Annotated in this window: 12 protein-coding genes and 4 pseudogenes; 7 read left to right on the top strand and 9 right to left on the bottom strand. The window is 67.3% G+C overall.

Translation table 11 applies throughout. The features are described 5' to 3' along the window. Window positions 1-221 precede the first annotated feature (221 nt). From AB0F77_RS22670 to AB0F77_RS22645, 6 genes and pseudogenes are all read right to left on the bottom strand, one after another. Window positions 222-449 (bottom strand): annotated as a pseudogene (locus AB0F77_RS22670) (transposase); the annotation flags it as partial. A 29-nt stretch (window positions 450-478) separates the two neighbouring features. Further along, window positions 479-798, bottom strand: a pseudogene (locus tag AB0F77_RS22665) (RacP protein); the annotation flags it as partial. A 2-nt stretch (window positions 799-800) separates the two neighbouring features. Beyond that, window positions 801-974 (bottom strand): annotated as a pseudogene (locus tag AB0F77_RS22660) (DUF6192 family protein); the annotation flags it as partial. A 70-nt stretch (window positions 975-1,044) separates the two neighbouring features. Next, on the bottom strand, window positions 1,045-1,302 hold the full coding sequence (locus tag AB0F77_RS22655; protein ID WP_361951446.1) for a hypothetical protein: 258 nt from the start codon (window positions 1,300-1,302) through the stop codon (window positions 1,045-1,047). A 625-nt stretch (window positions 1,303-1,927) separates the two neighbouring features. Further along, on the bottom strand, window positions 1,928-2,947 hold the full coding sequence (locus AB0F77_RS22650) for a carbon-nitrogen hydrolase family protein (protein ID WP_361951443.1): 1,020 nt from the start codon (window positions 2,945-2,947) through the stop codon (window positions 1,928-1,930). A gap of 328 nt (window positions 2,948-3,275) precedes the next feature. Beyond that, entirely contained in the window at window positions 3,276-4,253 is a 978-nt protein-coding gene (locus AB0F77_RS22645) for a zinc-binding alcohol dehydrogenase family protein (RefSeq protein WP_361951440.1), read from the bottom strand. A 223-nt stretch (window positions 4,254-4,476) separates the two neighbouring features. On the opposite strand from AB0F77_RS22645, the gene AB0F77_RS22640 reads away from it, so the two are divergent. From AB0F77_RS22640 to AB0F77_RS22620, 5 genes and pseudogenes are all read left to right on the top strand, one after another. Further along, window positions 4,477-5,382: a helix-turn-helix transcriptional regulator gene (locus AB0F77_RS22640; protein ID WP_361951437.1), complete on the top strand. Its 906-nt coding sequence runs from the start codon at window positions 4,477-4,479 to the stop codon at window positions 5,380-5,382. A gap of 81 nt (window positions 5,383-5,463) precedes the next feature. Beyond that, window positions 5,464-6,663 carry a homogentisate 1,2-dioxygenase domain-containing protein gene (locus AB0F77_RS22635; protein ID WP_361951434.1) on the top strand — a complete coding sequence of 400 codons (1,200 nt, stop codon included), beginning with the start codon at window positions 5,464-5,466 and terminating at the stop codon, window positions 6,661-6,663. Window positions 6,664-6,665: 2 nt separating this feature from the next. Continuing rightward, window positions 6,666-7,520, top strand: coding sequence for a hypothetical protein (locus tag AB0F77_RS22630; RefSeq protein WP_361951431.1), 855 nt, complete (start codon window positions 6,666-6,668; stop codon window positions 7,518-7,520). Further along, window positions 7,517-8,746 (top strand): fumarylacetoacetase, encoded by a 1,230-nt coding sequence (gene fahA / locus AB0F77_RS22625; RefSeq protein WP_361951428.1) that lies wholly within the window; start codon window positions 7,517-7,519, stop codon window positions 8,744-8,746. Before AB0F77_RS22630 ends, fahA begins: the two co-directional genes overlap by 4 nt. Before the next feature lie 181 nt (window positions 8,747-8,927). Next, window positions 8,928-9,358 (top strand): annotated as a pseudogene (locus AB0F77_RS22620) (DUF5937 family protein); the annotation flags it as partial. A gap of 330 nt (window positions 9,359-9,688) precedes the next feature. Here the strand turns inward: AB0F77_RS22620 and AB0F77_RS22615 are convergent. Next, window positions 9,689-10,021 (bottom strand): metalloregulator ArsR/SmtB family transcription factor, encoded by a 333-nt coding sequence (locus AB0F77_RS22615; RefSeq protein WP_361951425.1) that lies wholly within the window; start codon window positions 10,019-10,021, stop codon window positions 9,689-9,691. 58 nt (window positions 10,022-10,079) lie between these two features. On the opposite strand from AB0F77_RS22615, the gene AB0F77_RS22610 reads away from it, so the two are divergent. Further along, entirely contained in the window at window positions 10,080-11,339 is a 1,260-nt protein-coding gene (locus tag AB0F77_RS22610) for an MFS transporter (protein WP_361951423.1), read from the top strand. Window positions 11,340-11,466: 127 nt separating this feature from the next. Then, window positions 11,467-11,640: a hypothetical protein gene (locus tag AB0F77_RS22605; protein ID WP_361951420.1), complete on the top strand. Its 174-nt coding sequence runs from the start codon at window positions 11,467-11,469 to the stop codon at window positions 11,638-11,640. A 327-nt stretch (window positions 11,641-11,967) separates the two neighbouring features. Here AB0F77_RS22605 and AB0F77_RS22600 read toward each other — a convergent pair whose 3' ends face one another. Then, complete coding sequence (locus tag AB0F77_RS22600) at window positions 11,968-12,777, bottom strand: IclR family transcriptional regulator (RefSeq protein ID WP_361951597.1); 810 nt, start codon at window positions 12,775-12,777, stop codon at window positions 11,968-11,970. Window positions 12,778-12,827: 50 nt separating this feature from the next. Next, complete coding sequence (locus tag AB0F77_RS22595; protein ID WP_361951418.1) at window positions 12,828-13,646, bottom strand: phosphosulfolactate synthase; 819 nt, start codon at window positions 13,644-13,646, stop codon at window positions 12,828-12,830. Window positions 13,647-13,701: the final 55 nt, after the last annotated feature.

Below are 13,701 nucleotides of genomic sequence, written 5' to 3'. Positions count from 1 at the left end.
AGAAGTACGGCAACTGAAGAGGCGTCCACAACATGTTGCGGATGTGGGCCGTCCCCTGCTGTCCGCCTTGCCCGCGACCGGGCTCCGCCCCGATGGTCTCCGCAGCTTTCACGCCCTGGGAGTCGATCACGGTGGCAATCGCCCGGGGGCCTTTGCCCATCTCGCGGCGGATCCTCCCGGTTAGACGGTCACGGACCTGCCCGATGCTCCCGGCGGCGGCCGCGGGCCATGAACCCCCAGACCGTGCGCCAGAGCGGGAAATCCGCAGGTAGGGCCCGCCATTTGCAGCCGGTGTCCACGACGTAGCGGATCGCGTCGACGATCTCGCGGCGTGGATACTTCTCCGGCCGGCCGCCCTTGCTGGTCTCGCAGGCCGGGGTCGGCAGCAGCCCTTCGAGGAGGGCCCATTCGGCGTTGGTGGTGTCCGAGGGGTGGCGGCATCGGCGCATGGCGGATTGCCTTCGAAGGAGTACGGCGAAGCGACGGTGCCGGTGATGATCCGGCGGAACTCTGTCAGCTTCTCCCTGACCACCGCCCGCTCGTATGCCTCCAGCACCACCCGATCGGCGCCGAGCTGGTAGCCCGCTTGCCGGGTCCAGATCAGCAGGGCCCAGCCCTTCTCCGCGGTCTGGTCCTTCAGCGCGGAGAACCCGGAACGGACCTGACCGGGGACAGGTCACTCGCGCTTACCAACTGAGGAAACTCAAGTCCGGTGGGTCTGGCCTCGGACAGCACGAACCGCAGGGTGTCCGCGTGGCGCCTGGCGGCACCACCCCGTCGCCGTGAGGCGCGGGGCATTCTCATTCGGCTTTGAGCAGACGGGCCAGTTCGTCGTCGACGTCGACCTTTCCGGTGTCGACGGCCGTCTCGATCCAGTCGAGTGTCGCCCGGACGCGAACAACGTTCTCGTGCACGATCGTGCGTTCGTCGTCGTTCTGGGTCCGGTCGCGCAGGCCGAGGACGGTACGGCCCGACCGGCGTCCTCGGATACCCGGGCAGCGTAGGACGCCGGGCTACTCAGAAACGGGGCTCAGAAACACGCACTCAGTGGGCTTCAAGAACCAGCGGTTCAGACAGCCGAACGCCTCCGATGAGATCCTTCAGGATCTGCTGCACCTGAACTTGGCGCTGGAAGCCCGGCATTTTGCATTCGGCATCCATTTTCGTACCTACGGAAAGATACGCCTCTTCATAGTTGGGGTATCCATCGACCAAGTAGAAGTGGCGCACCAAACGGTCGCCCTCTCCCGCGAAGCAGACTTCCACGAGCCATTTACGCGAGTCGCCCATCACGAGGTTCATAAAGTCTCCAGAATCGAGCTCCAGGGGGTGCAACGTATTCGGCTAAACCATGCTCGTGCGGATCTTAGGAATTGGACATCGCATGCGGCTGGTTCCCGAGACGTCGCGCCCGCTTTCGTCGACAATACGTCCGACTTTGTCGGCTTCCGGCACGAGCTTCACGGCTTTTGTAGCAATGTAGCCGCTATTACGTTCGTGCCGTCATGTCCGGCTTCTCACTACAGCCTGGCATCATGGGGACCGCTATGGACCGCTCATTCATGCCCAGCTGAACCTAGGTCCAGCTGGGCCACCCTCGGCTAGATGATTTGCTCGGCGAGAGGAGCGAAGACGCGCCAAGGCATCGGGCGCCGAGCAGGCGCAGTCATCAGGGATCAGCGGTTTCGCAAGATGCCTGATATCGCAGTCTCAGTGCAGGGAAAGCCTCGTTGGCCGGAAGCACGCCATCCTGCCCAGCAACTATCCGGCGGCACGGCGGCAGTTGAACGGCGTGATCGGTGAACTGGGCAGCCGAGCGCGGGCGACTTCCCCGCTGCGTGATCAACGACCACGTGTTGTACTGATCATCGGAATCCGCCTACCGAGTCCTTGGCGTGCGACACGCGTCGAGGTGCAGCAGGCAGTGTTACACGTCCGCGCCGGCCTCGACCGGCTCCGGGAGGACCGCCTCGGTCGAGGCCGGGGTGTCCGTGTGAACAACCCGACGGGACTGCACGGGCGCGCGGTTGAGGTGAAGCTGGTACACGTCGGGGCGGGAGTAGTGGCCGACCGGGTCGGCGGCGGACTTCGCGACGGCGATGAGGTCGAAGTCCAGCTCGGCGAAGAGGAGACCCTCCTCGGTCTCCGCCAGCGGGGTCGCCAGTTCAGTGCCTTCAGGGCCGTAGATGCGGGTGTGGCCACCGCCCAGGGGCAGGAGCCGGCGCTTCTCGTCGGTGTCGCAGAACAGGTCCTGAGTGGCCTGGCCGACGACCGCACACGAAGCGAGGGTGAAGGTCTGGGTTTCCACCGCGTAGACGCGGCTGATGGCGGTGGCGACTTCCGATCCGAGCGCCGTCCCGCCCTCTTCGTTCTCGTAGATCGAGAAGCTCGGCCACGCGGCGGCGTGAATCTCCTCGTTGAAGCTGGCCATCGCATACTTGGTCAGCGGCTGGAGGTGCTCCCAGCAACTGAGGCCACCGATACGGCCGATGCGGGTCTCGTGGACCTGGAGGTCGCTGCCGTCGCCCTCACCGAAGACGCTGCGCTCCACGTGCGTCGGCTTCAACTTGCGACGCACAGAGATGATCCTGCCGGTGTCGTCCATGAACGCCTGCGACATGTACAGGGTGCCGTTCTCGCGCTCGCTGAAGCCCAGCACCACATGGATGCCGTGCTCGCCGGCGGCGGCAGCGATCCGCTTCATGTGGGCGCCGTCCCTCGTCAGGGAGTTCTCGAAGTAGCGCGGAACGAACTTCATGCCCGCGGCCGGGTTGTCGAGCCAGATCCACCACGGGAATCCGGATGCGTAGGTCTCCGGGAAGACGACGAGTTCCGCACCGCCGCGGGCGGCCTCCGCGATCAGGTTGATGATGTTCTCAGTGGCCGCCTCGATGTCGAACCACTTCGGCTCCGCCTGGACGGCGGCAACGCGAACCTTCTTACTCATTGTCTGGCCTCTCGATGAATCGGACTCAATGGACATGTTCGCCAGCGCGTAATTTCGCCGGTATGACGAGCCGTGCCAGTTCACTGACCAGCCGTGCCTACGTGTCGACCGTCCTGCTGAGGTCTGCGGAATTGCGCGGGAAACCTCGCTGCTGATGCGCCTGCCGATGCGGTCCTGCCGGCGTGCGCCAGGGTGCTGGCCGCCGACTGGATGATTCCTGTTCATGCCGACTGGCAGCGAAATTCTTCCCGAGGGTCACTTTTCGCATCGACACAGGAATTGTTCTGCGCGCCTCGGCGTAGCGCGTCTGAGGTAATGGGGACCGCGGCTACAGTTCGATGACGATGGATCCGATGGCTTCGCGCGATGCCAGGCGGGTGTATGCGGCCTCGAAGTCAGCGAATGGGAACCGGCTGTCAATGATGGGCCGGAGGGTCCCGTTGGCAGCCAGTTTACCCATGCCTCGGAGTGCCGGGGCGATCGCTGCGATGGAGTGCAGGAAGACATCGACGCCCGTGATGGTGGTTTCGGGACCGATGAGGTCCATCACCTGCAGTTCGGCCCGCATGCCGCCGGAGAACCCGATCGAGACCAGGGTGCCGTGCGGACGGAGCGTACGCAGCAGTTCGCCCAGGAGCGAGCCGCCTACGGGGTCGAGCGCCACATCGACCCCTGCACCGTCGGTGAGGCGTGCGACCTCGTCGGCGAGGTTGCTGGTGGACCGGTCGATCACGGCCCAGGCACCAGCCTGCTCAGCCCGAAGAGCCTTCGCCGGCGACGATACGACGGCGACAGGGCGGGCGCCGAGCTCGTTGGCGGTCTGGATGGACGCGTGGCCCACCGAACCGGTGGCACCGGCGATCAGCACGGTCTGTCCTGCCTCGACGCGTGTGCTCTTGGTCAGGGCGAGGTGAGCCGTGAGGTAGTTGAGGGTCAGTGCTGAGCCCTCTGCCCAGTCCAGGCTGTCCGGGATCACCACGAGATGGTCCTCGTCGACAGCGACCCACTGCTGGAACAGACCGTCGGTGCTCGTGCCCAGCTCAGCTCCGCCGTAGACAGCCACTCGGGTGCCGGGCGCGAATCGCTCGCCCTCCTCGACGACGCCTGCGCCTTCGACACCGAGCACAAGCGGAGCCTTGGCGTAGTCGGGACCGAAAGCGCCGGTGCGAACGGCGTTGTTGTACGGGCTGATCGTCGCCGCGCGCACCCTGACCAGCGCCTGACCGGGCTTCCGGACAGGAATCGGCCGCTCTTCCACCGCCATGTCCGGCGTGGTTCCGAAACGTCGCACCACAATAGCTTTCACGATGCACCTTTCTGAGGTTCGTCCGCTGCGATAAAAGGGCTGCATGATCCCGGACGCAGGGCGCGCGGTATGCCGATGGCTGTCTCATTGCACTCAGCCCTGTGGTCTACCTTGCACTGCGCCGCCCAGGTGGCAGAGCGCTGTACCGGACCCAGCCGAACCTAGGTCCAGCTGGGCCAGCCTCGCCGGGATATTCGATGCACGACCGGCGCACAATGGGCCCATGGACCAGAACGCCGAGCTGGGAGATTTCCTCCGTTCACGCCGGGCCCGTATGACTCCGGAGTCGGCGGGCGTGAGTCCGGGCGGTGGTGCCCGCCGGGTCCCAGGTCTGCGACGGGAAGAAGTCGCGCGCCTGGCCGGAGTGAGCAGCGATTACTACACCCGCTTGGAACAGGGGCGGCATCCGAATGTCTCGGAGAGCGTGCTGGACGCAGTGGCTCGTGCGCTGCAACTGGATGATGTAGAACGCGGCTATCTCTTCAATATCGTCCGACCCCGTGCCGTGCAATCAGCTCGCCGGCGGACCTCACCGCCGCAGCGGGTGCGGCCAGAGGTCCATCAGATGTTGGACGTCCTGGGCAGCGTCTCGCCCGCCTTTGTCGTCAACCACCGGATGGACGTCCTCGCCTCCAACCACCTGGCCCGTGCTCTGATCACGGACTTCGACGCGCTGACGAACCGAGAGCGAAATTTCGCCCGCTTCGTTCTGTTCGGTTCCGCCGCCCGGGATCTCTATGCGAACTGGGAGCGAACCGCGGAAATCATCCTGGCGAGCCTCCGCCTCGCATCCGGGAGCCATCCCGACGATGCGCAGTTGAACGAGCTCATCGGTGAGGCGTGCGTCAAGGTGCCAGAATTCAACGCTTGGTGGGCGAGCCACCGCCTCGACCTGTGCTCCTACGGCGCCCAGCATTTTCGGCACCCGGTAGTCGGCGACCTGACTCTGCACCACGAGACACTGGCTTTCCCGGGCGATCCGGATCAGACCATCTGTCTGTACACCGCCGAGCCGGGTTCGCCTTCCGCGCAGGCCCTGGCCCTTCTGGCCAGCTGGAGCGCGCCCGACAACTCCGCCGACACCACTGCGCCCGAGAGCCCGAGCTCCGACACGACCCGCCCCGCGTGAAGTCGGACCGGCATGGTGATTCCCCGAGGCCGGCAACGTATAAGTGCTGAATACATACTTTGCGCCAGCAAGGAGAGCAAGATGGCGTACTACCGCAGCGTGGGAAGCGTCCCGCCGAAGCGGCACACTCAACACCGCACCCCTGAGGGGGGTTTGTACTACGAAGAGCTGACAGGTGAGGAAGGATTCTCTTCCGACTCTTCGCTGCTTTACCATCGCGCCGTGCCCTCGGCGATCGCCGACGCCACTGCCTGGGAGCCGCCCGATACGACTCTCACCGAGAACAGCCCCCTCAAGCCACGACACCTGAAGCTGCACACACTCTTCGCAGACCACGAGTGGAAGAGCACCGACGTCGTCACCGGCCGCCGACTGGTGCTGGGCAATGAGGACGTACGGATCTCATACGTGGTCGCCGGAGAACCCTCTGCGCTCTACCGGAACGCGATCGGCGACGAGTGTGTGTACGTCGAATCCGGTGAGGCGATCGTCGAGACCGTCTTCGGCGCCCTTCCGGCCCGTACCGGCGACTACGTGATCCTCCCCCGCGCCACCACGCACCGTTGGGTGCCGCAGGGGACCGAGCCGCTCCGCGCCTACGTGATCGAGGCGAACTCGCACATCGCACCGCCGAAGCGATACCTGTCCCGCTACGGCCAGCTGCTGGAGCACGCGCCCTACTGCGAACGTGATCTGCACGGGCCGACGGAGCCGCTGCTGACCGAGGGCACGGACGTCGAGGTGTTCGTGAAGCACCGCGGCACCCGCGGCGTCACCGGCACGCGCTACGTGTACCCGACGCACCCGTTCGACGTGGTCGGCTGGGACGGGTGCCTCTACCCGTACACGTTCAACATCGCCGACTACGAGCCCATCACCGGCCGAGTGCACCAACCGCCGCCCGCTCACCAGGTCTTCGAAGGACACAACTTCGTCATCTGCAACTTCGTACCGCGCAAGGTCGACTATCACCCGCTGGCCGTTCCGGTGCCGTACTACCACTCCAACGTGGACTCCGACGAGGTCATGTTCTACGTCGGCGGCGACTACGAAGCACGCAAGGGCTCCGGCATCGCGCAAGGATCCATCAGCCTGCACCCCGGCGGCCACAGCCACGGGCCACAGCCAGGCGCCGTAGAGCGATCGCTGGGTGCGGAGTTCTTCGACGAGTTGGCCGTGATGGTCGACACCTTCCGCCCACTGCAACTCGGAGAGGGCGGCCACGCCGGCGAGGACCCGGGCTACGCCTGGACCTGGGCAGGCCGGGGCCCACAATCATGACCATGACCGAACGCGGTATCCCCTCCCTGTTCGCGGGCATCTGCGACGACGCCGCGATCTTCCCGCCCGGCCTGGCCCCGCTGCCGGAAGCGGTTGACACACACGTACGGAACCTGGACACCTGGTTCGCCGCGCTGACGGGCCCCCTGGTGGTGCCCGCCGCGGCACTGGCGGATCTGCAGCCGCTGCTGGCCCAGGTACCCCATCGCGCAGGCGGCACGGCAGATCTCGGATTGGCCGTCACTCTCCCTGGCGGACCGGCAGAACTTCCCAAAGTGCTCGCCTCCGGCCTCCCCATTCACAGCCTGGAGATCGCCCTACCCGCGGGCATCGGCGTGACCGAACTGCTGGACCGGCTCGGCGATGTGGACGTGCCGGTATTCGTGGAAGTGCCGAGAGACGGACGTCGTGACGTCCTCCTCTCGGCGCTCACCGGCACCCCCTACCGCGCGAAGTTCCGCACCGGGGGCGTCCGGGCAGAGCTGTACCCGGACGCGGCAGAGCTCGCCGACGGCGTCCACGCCTCCGTCACCACAGGAGTTCCCTTCAAGGCGACCGCAGGACTGCACCACGCCGTACGCAATACCGATCCAGACACCGGCTTCGTCCAGCACGGCTTCCTCAACTTGATGGTGGCGGCGTCCGCTGCAGCATCCGGACGCTCAGCGGCGGACCTCGTTCCACTGCTCGAAGAGCGTGATCCGGAGACCGTAGCCGACTGGGTCGGCGGTCTGGACGCCGGCGACGCCCGTACGTGGTTCGTCTCGTTCGGCACCTGCAGCATCACCGATCCGCTGAACGAGCTGACCCAACTGGGCCTGATCACCGCCCCCGAGACCGAAGGAGTGCTTGCGTGACCCGCATCGAAATACCGGAAGGCAGCCTCTACGGTCTGAACAACGTTCCCTACGGTGTCTTCTCCGAAGGCCCGGAGGGGCCTCGTCGAGTCGGCGTGCGAGTCGGCGACTCAGTGATCGACCTCGCGTCGGCACTCCGTGACCCGGTCTTCGCCGAGCCCACGTTGAACAGGTTCCTGGCTCAAGGACCCATCCGTTGGCAGGAGATACGCCAACGGGTCCAACAACTCGCCGCGGGAGACGTACCTGACCGTTCGGTCCACCACCTCGGTCATGTCACCCTCCACCTGCCCTTTGAGGTGGCCGACTACGTCGACTTCTACGCGTCCGAGCACCATGCCGGCAACCTCGGCCGCCTGTTCCGTCCGGACGCCGAACCGCTGCTGCCGAACTGGAAGCACCTGCCGGTGAGTTACCACGGCCGGGCCGGCACGGTCGTGGTCTCCGGAACTGACATCGTGCGACCCCATGGGCAACACAAGGCACCGTCCGGTGAGACGCCGGCGTACGGCCCGAGTGTCCGGCTGGACATCGAGGCCGAGCTCGGGTTCGTCGTCGGCGTCGGCTCGGCGCTCGGCGACCGGATCAGCGTCGACGACTTCACCAAGCACGTCTTCGGTGCGGTCCTGGTCAATGACTGGTCCGCCCGTGACATCCAGGCTTGGGAGTACGTGCCGCTCGGCCCCCACCTGGGAAAGAGCTTCGCGACGTCCATCGCGGCGTGGGTCGTGCCACTCGACGCGCTCGATGCGGCGCGAATCCCCCTGCCAGGCCAAGACCCCGCCCCGCCCGCCTATCTGCTGGGCGGCCCGGACTGGGGCCTGGACGTCGACCTCGTCGTGGAGTGGAACGGCGAGGAGGTATCGCGTCCCCCGTACCGGGACATGTACTGGTCACCGGCGCAGATGCTCGCGCACATGACCGTCAATGGAGCCTCGGCGCGCACCGGAGACCTCTTCGCGTCCGGCACTGTCTCAGGGCCGGGGCCACGCCAACGTGGTGCATTCATCGAACTCACCTGGGGTGGCAAGGAGCCCGTCACTGTGAAGGGGGAGGAACGCTCGTTCCTCCAGGACGGCGACGAGGTCCGCATCACAGCGTCCGCCCCGGGAATCGGGGGCGCCAGGATCGGATTCGGCGACGTGGTGGGTACTATCCAGCCGGCTTCACTGTCCGAGGGTGCGACGACGCCCGATCAGGCTCCGTTGACGTCACCAGCCGTGTGAGTCCGACGCGTTCGTCGGTCCGGGAAAACGGCACGGGCGCCGCAGCCAAACCCAATTTGTCGACGTGCGCATTCTGTACCGGCGATGGGGCGGCACGTCTCTGCCCAGACAACTGCGCTCTGGGCATGACATCGCAGTCGCGATAACGGTCGCCGGCCATCCGACCAGCGATGCCGGCGAGATGACGTTGAGCATCGACATCGGCGGCCTGCCGTCCGGGCAACTGCGGTTCGCTGCCTACCCGCTTGCCGAGCCGACCGCGACGCTGCACGTGCTGGCCGAACCCGGACACCACCCGCAGCTCGCCGGCCGGGCCGGAGACGTCTGGGCTGGGCTGCCGCCGGAACTGGCCGCACGGCTCAGGGAGGCGGAGCTCCTCGGGCGCTCCTCACGAGCCGACTTCGTGGTCCCCGCCCATCCCCGGCCGACTCTCACCGAAGATCTGGACGATGTAGACCCGGATCGACGATGAGACCCATGTGATCGCCACGATCATCACTACGTGCGGCAGCAACCGGGCCCACTTCGCCGGGCGGGTCGCCACTCGCCGAATCCACGGCACGCGAGCGGGCCCTGGACCGAGCCCAAGCCCGCGGAGCGCTCCAAGGAGCCTCCGGTCGGTCAAGCACAGGACGCGCAGGGCCTCGGCGATCCGCCCTCCAGCGCGCAATCGCGTCGCCAAGCGGAGTCGGTCGGTCGACCCCGGGGGGGCCGGGACGGCCGGGGTACCGGATTCAGCTCGGTTGCTGCACTAGGCCGGCGTGGTCAAACACGGTCTGGGCACAGCCCTCGTACCGGATGGATGACATCGGCAGGGCACTCCGCGCCGCCCGTTCCATCCGCACTGATCGATCACCGATTCACCGATGCCTCACGCCTCCGCACCGGACCGTGGGCGCCGGCGCTCTGCGGCAGCGGCAGCGGCAGCGGCAGCCCCACGGGCTACTTCCCTTCGGGCCGGGTCAGCACTGCAACGAGGCCAGGGAACCGGGACTCGAGATCATCGGTGCGGATCGAGACCCATGCCTGTGTGCCCCTGCGCCGTGTCTGGGTAACGCCCGCTTCCCGCAAAAGCCGCAGGTGGTAGCTGTTGGTCGAGGAGGGCATGCCGAAGACCTCACCGACCTCTGAGCAGGTGCGCTCCTTTTCGTGCACCAAACGCACGATCGCCAGCCGCAACGGATCGCCCACGGTGCGCAGGATCGTCGCGAGGTCGAGCGCGGCGGTGTCGGGGTGGTGGTACCGGCTCGGTCGTTCAGTGGTCGCAGAGCTCATGACACCGATGTTACCGTAAGCCTGAACTTCCAAACTTTTGGAGATAAGGAACTATGGAATGTCTGCTCCCTTCATGGCGCTCCGTCGGCCGCTGAGTCCGCGGGCGGCTTACGCGCTTCCGGCCGTGATCATCGGTCTGTCGCTGTACGCGTCGAGCGCCCCGTCGCCGCTGTACGGCATGTACAGCGCACTGTGGGGGTTCTCGCCGGCGATCCTCACGCTCGTCTATGCCACCTACGCGGTCGGTGTGCTGATCACCCTGTTGCTTGCCGGACGGCTTTCAGATGAGATCGGCCGCCGTCCGGTGATGCTGGCCGCAGTCGTGGGGATCATGGGTTCCACCGTCGTGTACGCACTGGCCGACTCGGTTCTGTGGCTCTTCGTCGCCCGCGCCCTCCAGGGCCTGGCCACCGGCTTGGCCCTGAGCGCTGCCGGCGCCGCCCTGTTCGATCTCCACCCCCGGCGCGACCACGTCAGCGTCGGCCTGGCCAACGGCTTCGCCTCCGCCAGCGGAGCAGGACTCGGCATCGTCGTCTCAGCGGCCCTCGTCCAGTTGGCGCCCGCCCCGCGCGTACTCCCCTACGTCGTGCTGTTCGTCCTCCTGCTCGCATCGGCGCTGGCCGCCCTGCGCTTGAAGGATCCGATCGTGCCGGCACCCGGCGCACGCCTGCGATTGACACCGCAGCGCCCGGTGATCCACGCCGCCGCCCGGCGCCCGTTCCTGCTCGCCTCACTCGCTGTCGTGGCCTCGTGGTCGATCCTCGGGCTGTTCCTGGCGCTAGGACCCGACCTGGCCGCAGACATCCTGCACACCCACACGCTGCTCGTGAACGGGTTCGTGATCTTCCTGCTCCCCGCTGCCGCCTCCGTCAGCCAGCTCGTGCTCGGTCGTAGGGCTCCATGGGCGGGCGCGAGCATAGGTTCTCTTGGTCTTGCGCTGGGCATGGCGCTGCTCGTGGTGTCCGTCGCCTACACGGTGTCCGCCCTGTTCGTCATCGCTTGCCTGCTCGCAGGCGTCGGCTTCGGTGCGACCTTCCTCAGCGGTCTGCGCGCCCTGTCAGCAGCTGTTCCGCATGAGCATCGCGCTGGTGTGATGTCGGCCTTCTACATCGTGGCTTACATGGCGCTGTCGGTGCCGGCGATCATCGCCGGGTTCCTCGTCGCACCGCTCGGCCTGACCTTGACGTTTGAGATCTTCGGCAGCGTCATTGCCGCGACCGCACTGGGCGTTGGGCTGGAGGCCTGGCGAGGCCGGCCAGGTCGAACCGCGCTCGCCGCAGCACCCTCAAGGGAGGGCGCCGGCACCGAGTCGGCCTGACGCCCGCAGCAGCTCACAAACGCCGGTGGACGAAACGTACTTGCCGTCCACCGGCACCACGTCTGTCACCTGGAGGGCTGGGCCGATCATCAGAGGATCCGCAGCGCGATCCAGCTCCCGTGAGTAGATGGCCTACTGGAACAGCGGCGGCAGCCCCAGCAGTTGCCGCATGGCCTCCGCCTGCCCCCCTGCGGAAGGCGTCCTCCGGCATGCGACGTCCGGTGGCAACCCGCCCTTGGACAGGGCCCGTTCGCCCCTCGCCGCGCTGCGCCGCTGGTTCTCCGAGGCGTCCGGCCAGTAGACCGCGCCGTGGAACCACGCCGCCAGCGCCACCGCGAACGCGGGCCGCCGTCGGCCTGCTCGCCAGCACGCTCTCGCTGCCGAACTCGGCAGCACCCCCTGGACATTCCCCCACGCCCGGCGGGCGTTACGCCGCGCCGTCCGCGTCCTGCCCGGCCTCGACGCGTATCTGGCCGATGGCGCCGCAGGGTGTGAGGGAGTGACCGAGTTCCACGTCGGTTCCACCGTCCGGCGCCTGGTGGGGCATCCCCGTCGACGCCGCGGCGGTACCAGAGGGTGGCACGACACGGTCCCGGGTCGGAGTGCCCGCCCTCGTCTGGGCAGCAGTTCAGGCGGCGTTCGGCGGGAGGAGGGAGCTGATCTCGGCCGCGGCCGCCAGCACCAGCGGCGCGTACCGCTCGTGCAACTGTCTGGCGGACACCAGCCGGGTGGGCTGCGAGAGGTTGACCGACGCGATGACCGTCCCGTCCCGCCTCCTGATCGGGGCGCCCACGGAACGGTGTTCCAGCGTCACCCCCTGGTCGTTGAACGAGTAACCCCGTCGCCGGGTCGCCTCCAGCTCGCGCCGCAGATCCGTCGCCACCAGCGTCCTGGGCGTCGGCCTCCACTCTGCCGCCGACGCGCTCACGCTGCGGCTGCGCACGCCCACGTCCTGCCACGCCAGGATCGCCCGCCCCAGCGACCCCAGGAACAACGGCATACGCACGCCCAGATGCGAGCGGTGCGCCGGATACCGCAGCGACCTGAACCCACTGACGATCACCACGTGGTCGTTCTCCGGCACGCCCAGCTTCACCGTGCCGCCGCCTGCGTCGCGCAGCCGGGCCAGCGACGGCTCCGCCAGCTGCGGCAACGGCATCGCGTTCAGACTCGCCAGCCCCATGGCGACCGCCTGCGGCCCCAGCCGGTACCCCTTCGTGACGGGGTTGCGGATCAGGAACCCCGTACGCGTCATGGTGTACGCCGTTCGCAGCGCCGAAGCCGACGTGACGCCTGCCGCCTCCGCGATGTCGGCGAGCGTCAGCTCCGTACGCGTCGCGCTGAACCGCGCCAGCACCGCCAGCCCCCGACCCAGCGCCGCGACGTAATACCGCGGCCGCTCCCCCCGCTCCCCAACTCCGTCGCCCGCGCCTGTCATCGCCGTCACCGATCTCTGCCGCCGTCCTCCAGCGCCAGTATGCCGCGCACCTACGCCTCGTTACGGAACGCCCCGATGCGCCCGGACGTCAGGAACGCCCCCGAACGGAACGCGGCGAGCTGACCGACGTTCTCCAGGCCGGTGAAGATGTTCACGCTCGGCCCGAAGTTCACCAGCAGCCACGCCGCCAGCCGGATGTCACTGGCCTCCCAGAAGATCTGGTCCTGCGGCACGCGCCCCGCCAGCCGGAAGGCGAAATCCCGGTGCCACTTCGCCGGGTCGCGCCCGTCGAACAGGCCGTCCTCCTCGATCATCACCTTCCACGCCCCCGCCTCCAACAGCACGGCACACTCGTTGGCGATCTTGTCCGTGCTGATCCACGACCCCGGCAGGTAGCCCCCCGGCAGCGGCGGCGCCCCGAAGACCTCCGGCTTCGCCTTCAGCCCGGCCTCCGTCACCGCCCGCACGATCCGCGCCTTGTCCTCCAAGTCGAGGACCACCAAGCCCGTCGACACCTCGATGATGTCGAACCCGAGCTCTTTCGCCTCGCCGATGAACCCCCGTACCGCCTTCTCGCCCCGCGGGATCAGCACCTCCAGAAGCCCCCCGCTGGACACCTCGATCCCCTTGGCGTGCAGGAACGAGTTGATCTCCTTGACTTGCCGGCGTGTCACGAGACGCTGCGTGCCCACCGCCCACTTCACCGAGTCGACGTACTCCCCGAGCGTGTCGACGTACCCCCGTAGGAACCCCACGCTGTTCCCGTACGTACGCACCTCCGTCAGTCCCGCCGCCCGCGGCTTCGGCGGCCCCTCGACGATGGGCAGCAGACCACTGAACGCCAGCTCGTTGTCACGATCGACAGACATCCTTCGCACCCTTTCCTCCGGAACGGTCGCGCCGAGGCTAGGTCTGTCCCTCCTG

This window comes from Streptomyces sp. NPDC026672 (assembly GCF_040638185.1).
Lineage (GTDB): Bacteria > Actinomycetota > Actinomycetes > Streptomycetales > Streptomycetaceae > Streptomyces.
The sequence above is the reverse complement of the archived record's forward strand: the minus strand, read 5'-3'. Positions and strand labels throughout refer to the sequence as shown.

Bases quoted from the DNA above. Each gene is read 5' to 3' on its own strand.
- AB0F77_RS22655 (WP_361951446.1), bottom strand. From the start codon at position 1,302: ATGAACCTCGTGATGGGCGACTCGCGTAAATGGCTCGTGGAAGTCTGC.
- AB0F77_RS22650 (WP_361951443.1), bottom strand. From the start codon at position 2,947: ATGAGTAAGAAGGTTCGCGTTGCCGCCGTCCAGGCGGAGCCGAAGTGG.
- AB0F77_RS22640 (WP_361951437.1), top strand. From the start codon at position 4,477: ATGGACCAGAACGCCGAGCTGGGAGATTTCCTCCGTTCACGCCGGGCC.
- AB0F77_RS22635 (WP_361951434.1), top strand. From the start codon at position 5,464: ATGGCGTACTACCGCAGCGTGGGAAGCGTCCCGCCGAAGCGGCACACT.
- AB0F77_RS22630 (WP_361951431.1), top strand. From the start codon at position 6,666: ATGACCGAACGCGGTATCCCCTCCCTGTTCGCGGGCATCTGCGACGAC.
- AB0F77_RS22615 (WP_361951425.1), bottom strand. From the start codon at position 10,021: ATGAGCTCTGCGACCACTGAACGACCGAGCCGGTACCACCACCCCGAC.
- AB0F77_RS22610 (WP_361951423.1), top strand. From the start codon at position 10,080: ATGTCTGCTCCCTTCATGGCGCTCCGTCGGCCGCTGAGTCCGCGGGCG.
- AB0F77_RS22605 (WP_361951420.1), top strand. From the start codon at position 11,467: ATGGCCTACTGGAACAGCGGCGGCAGCCCCAGCAGTTGCCGCATGGCC.
- AB0F77_RS22600 (WP_361951597.1), bottom strand. From the start codon at position 12,777: ATGACAGGCGCGGGCGACGGAGTTGGGGAGCGGGGGGAGCGGCCGCGG.
- AB0F77_RS22595 (WP_361951418.1), bottom strand. From the start codon at position 13,646: ATGTCTGTCGATCGTGACAACGAGCTGGCGTTCAGTGGTCTGCTGCCC.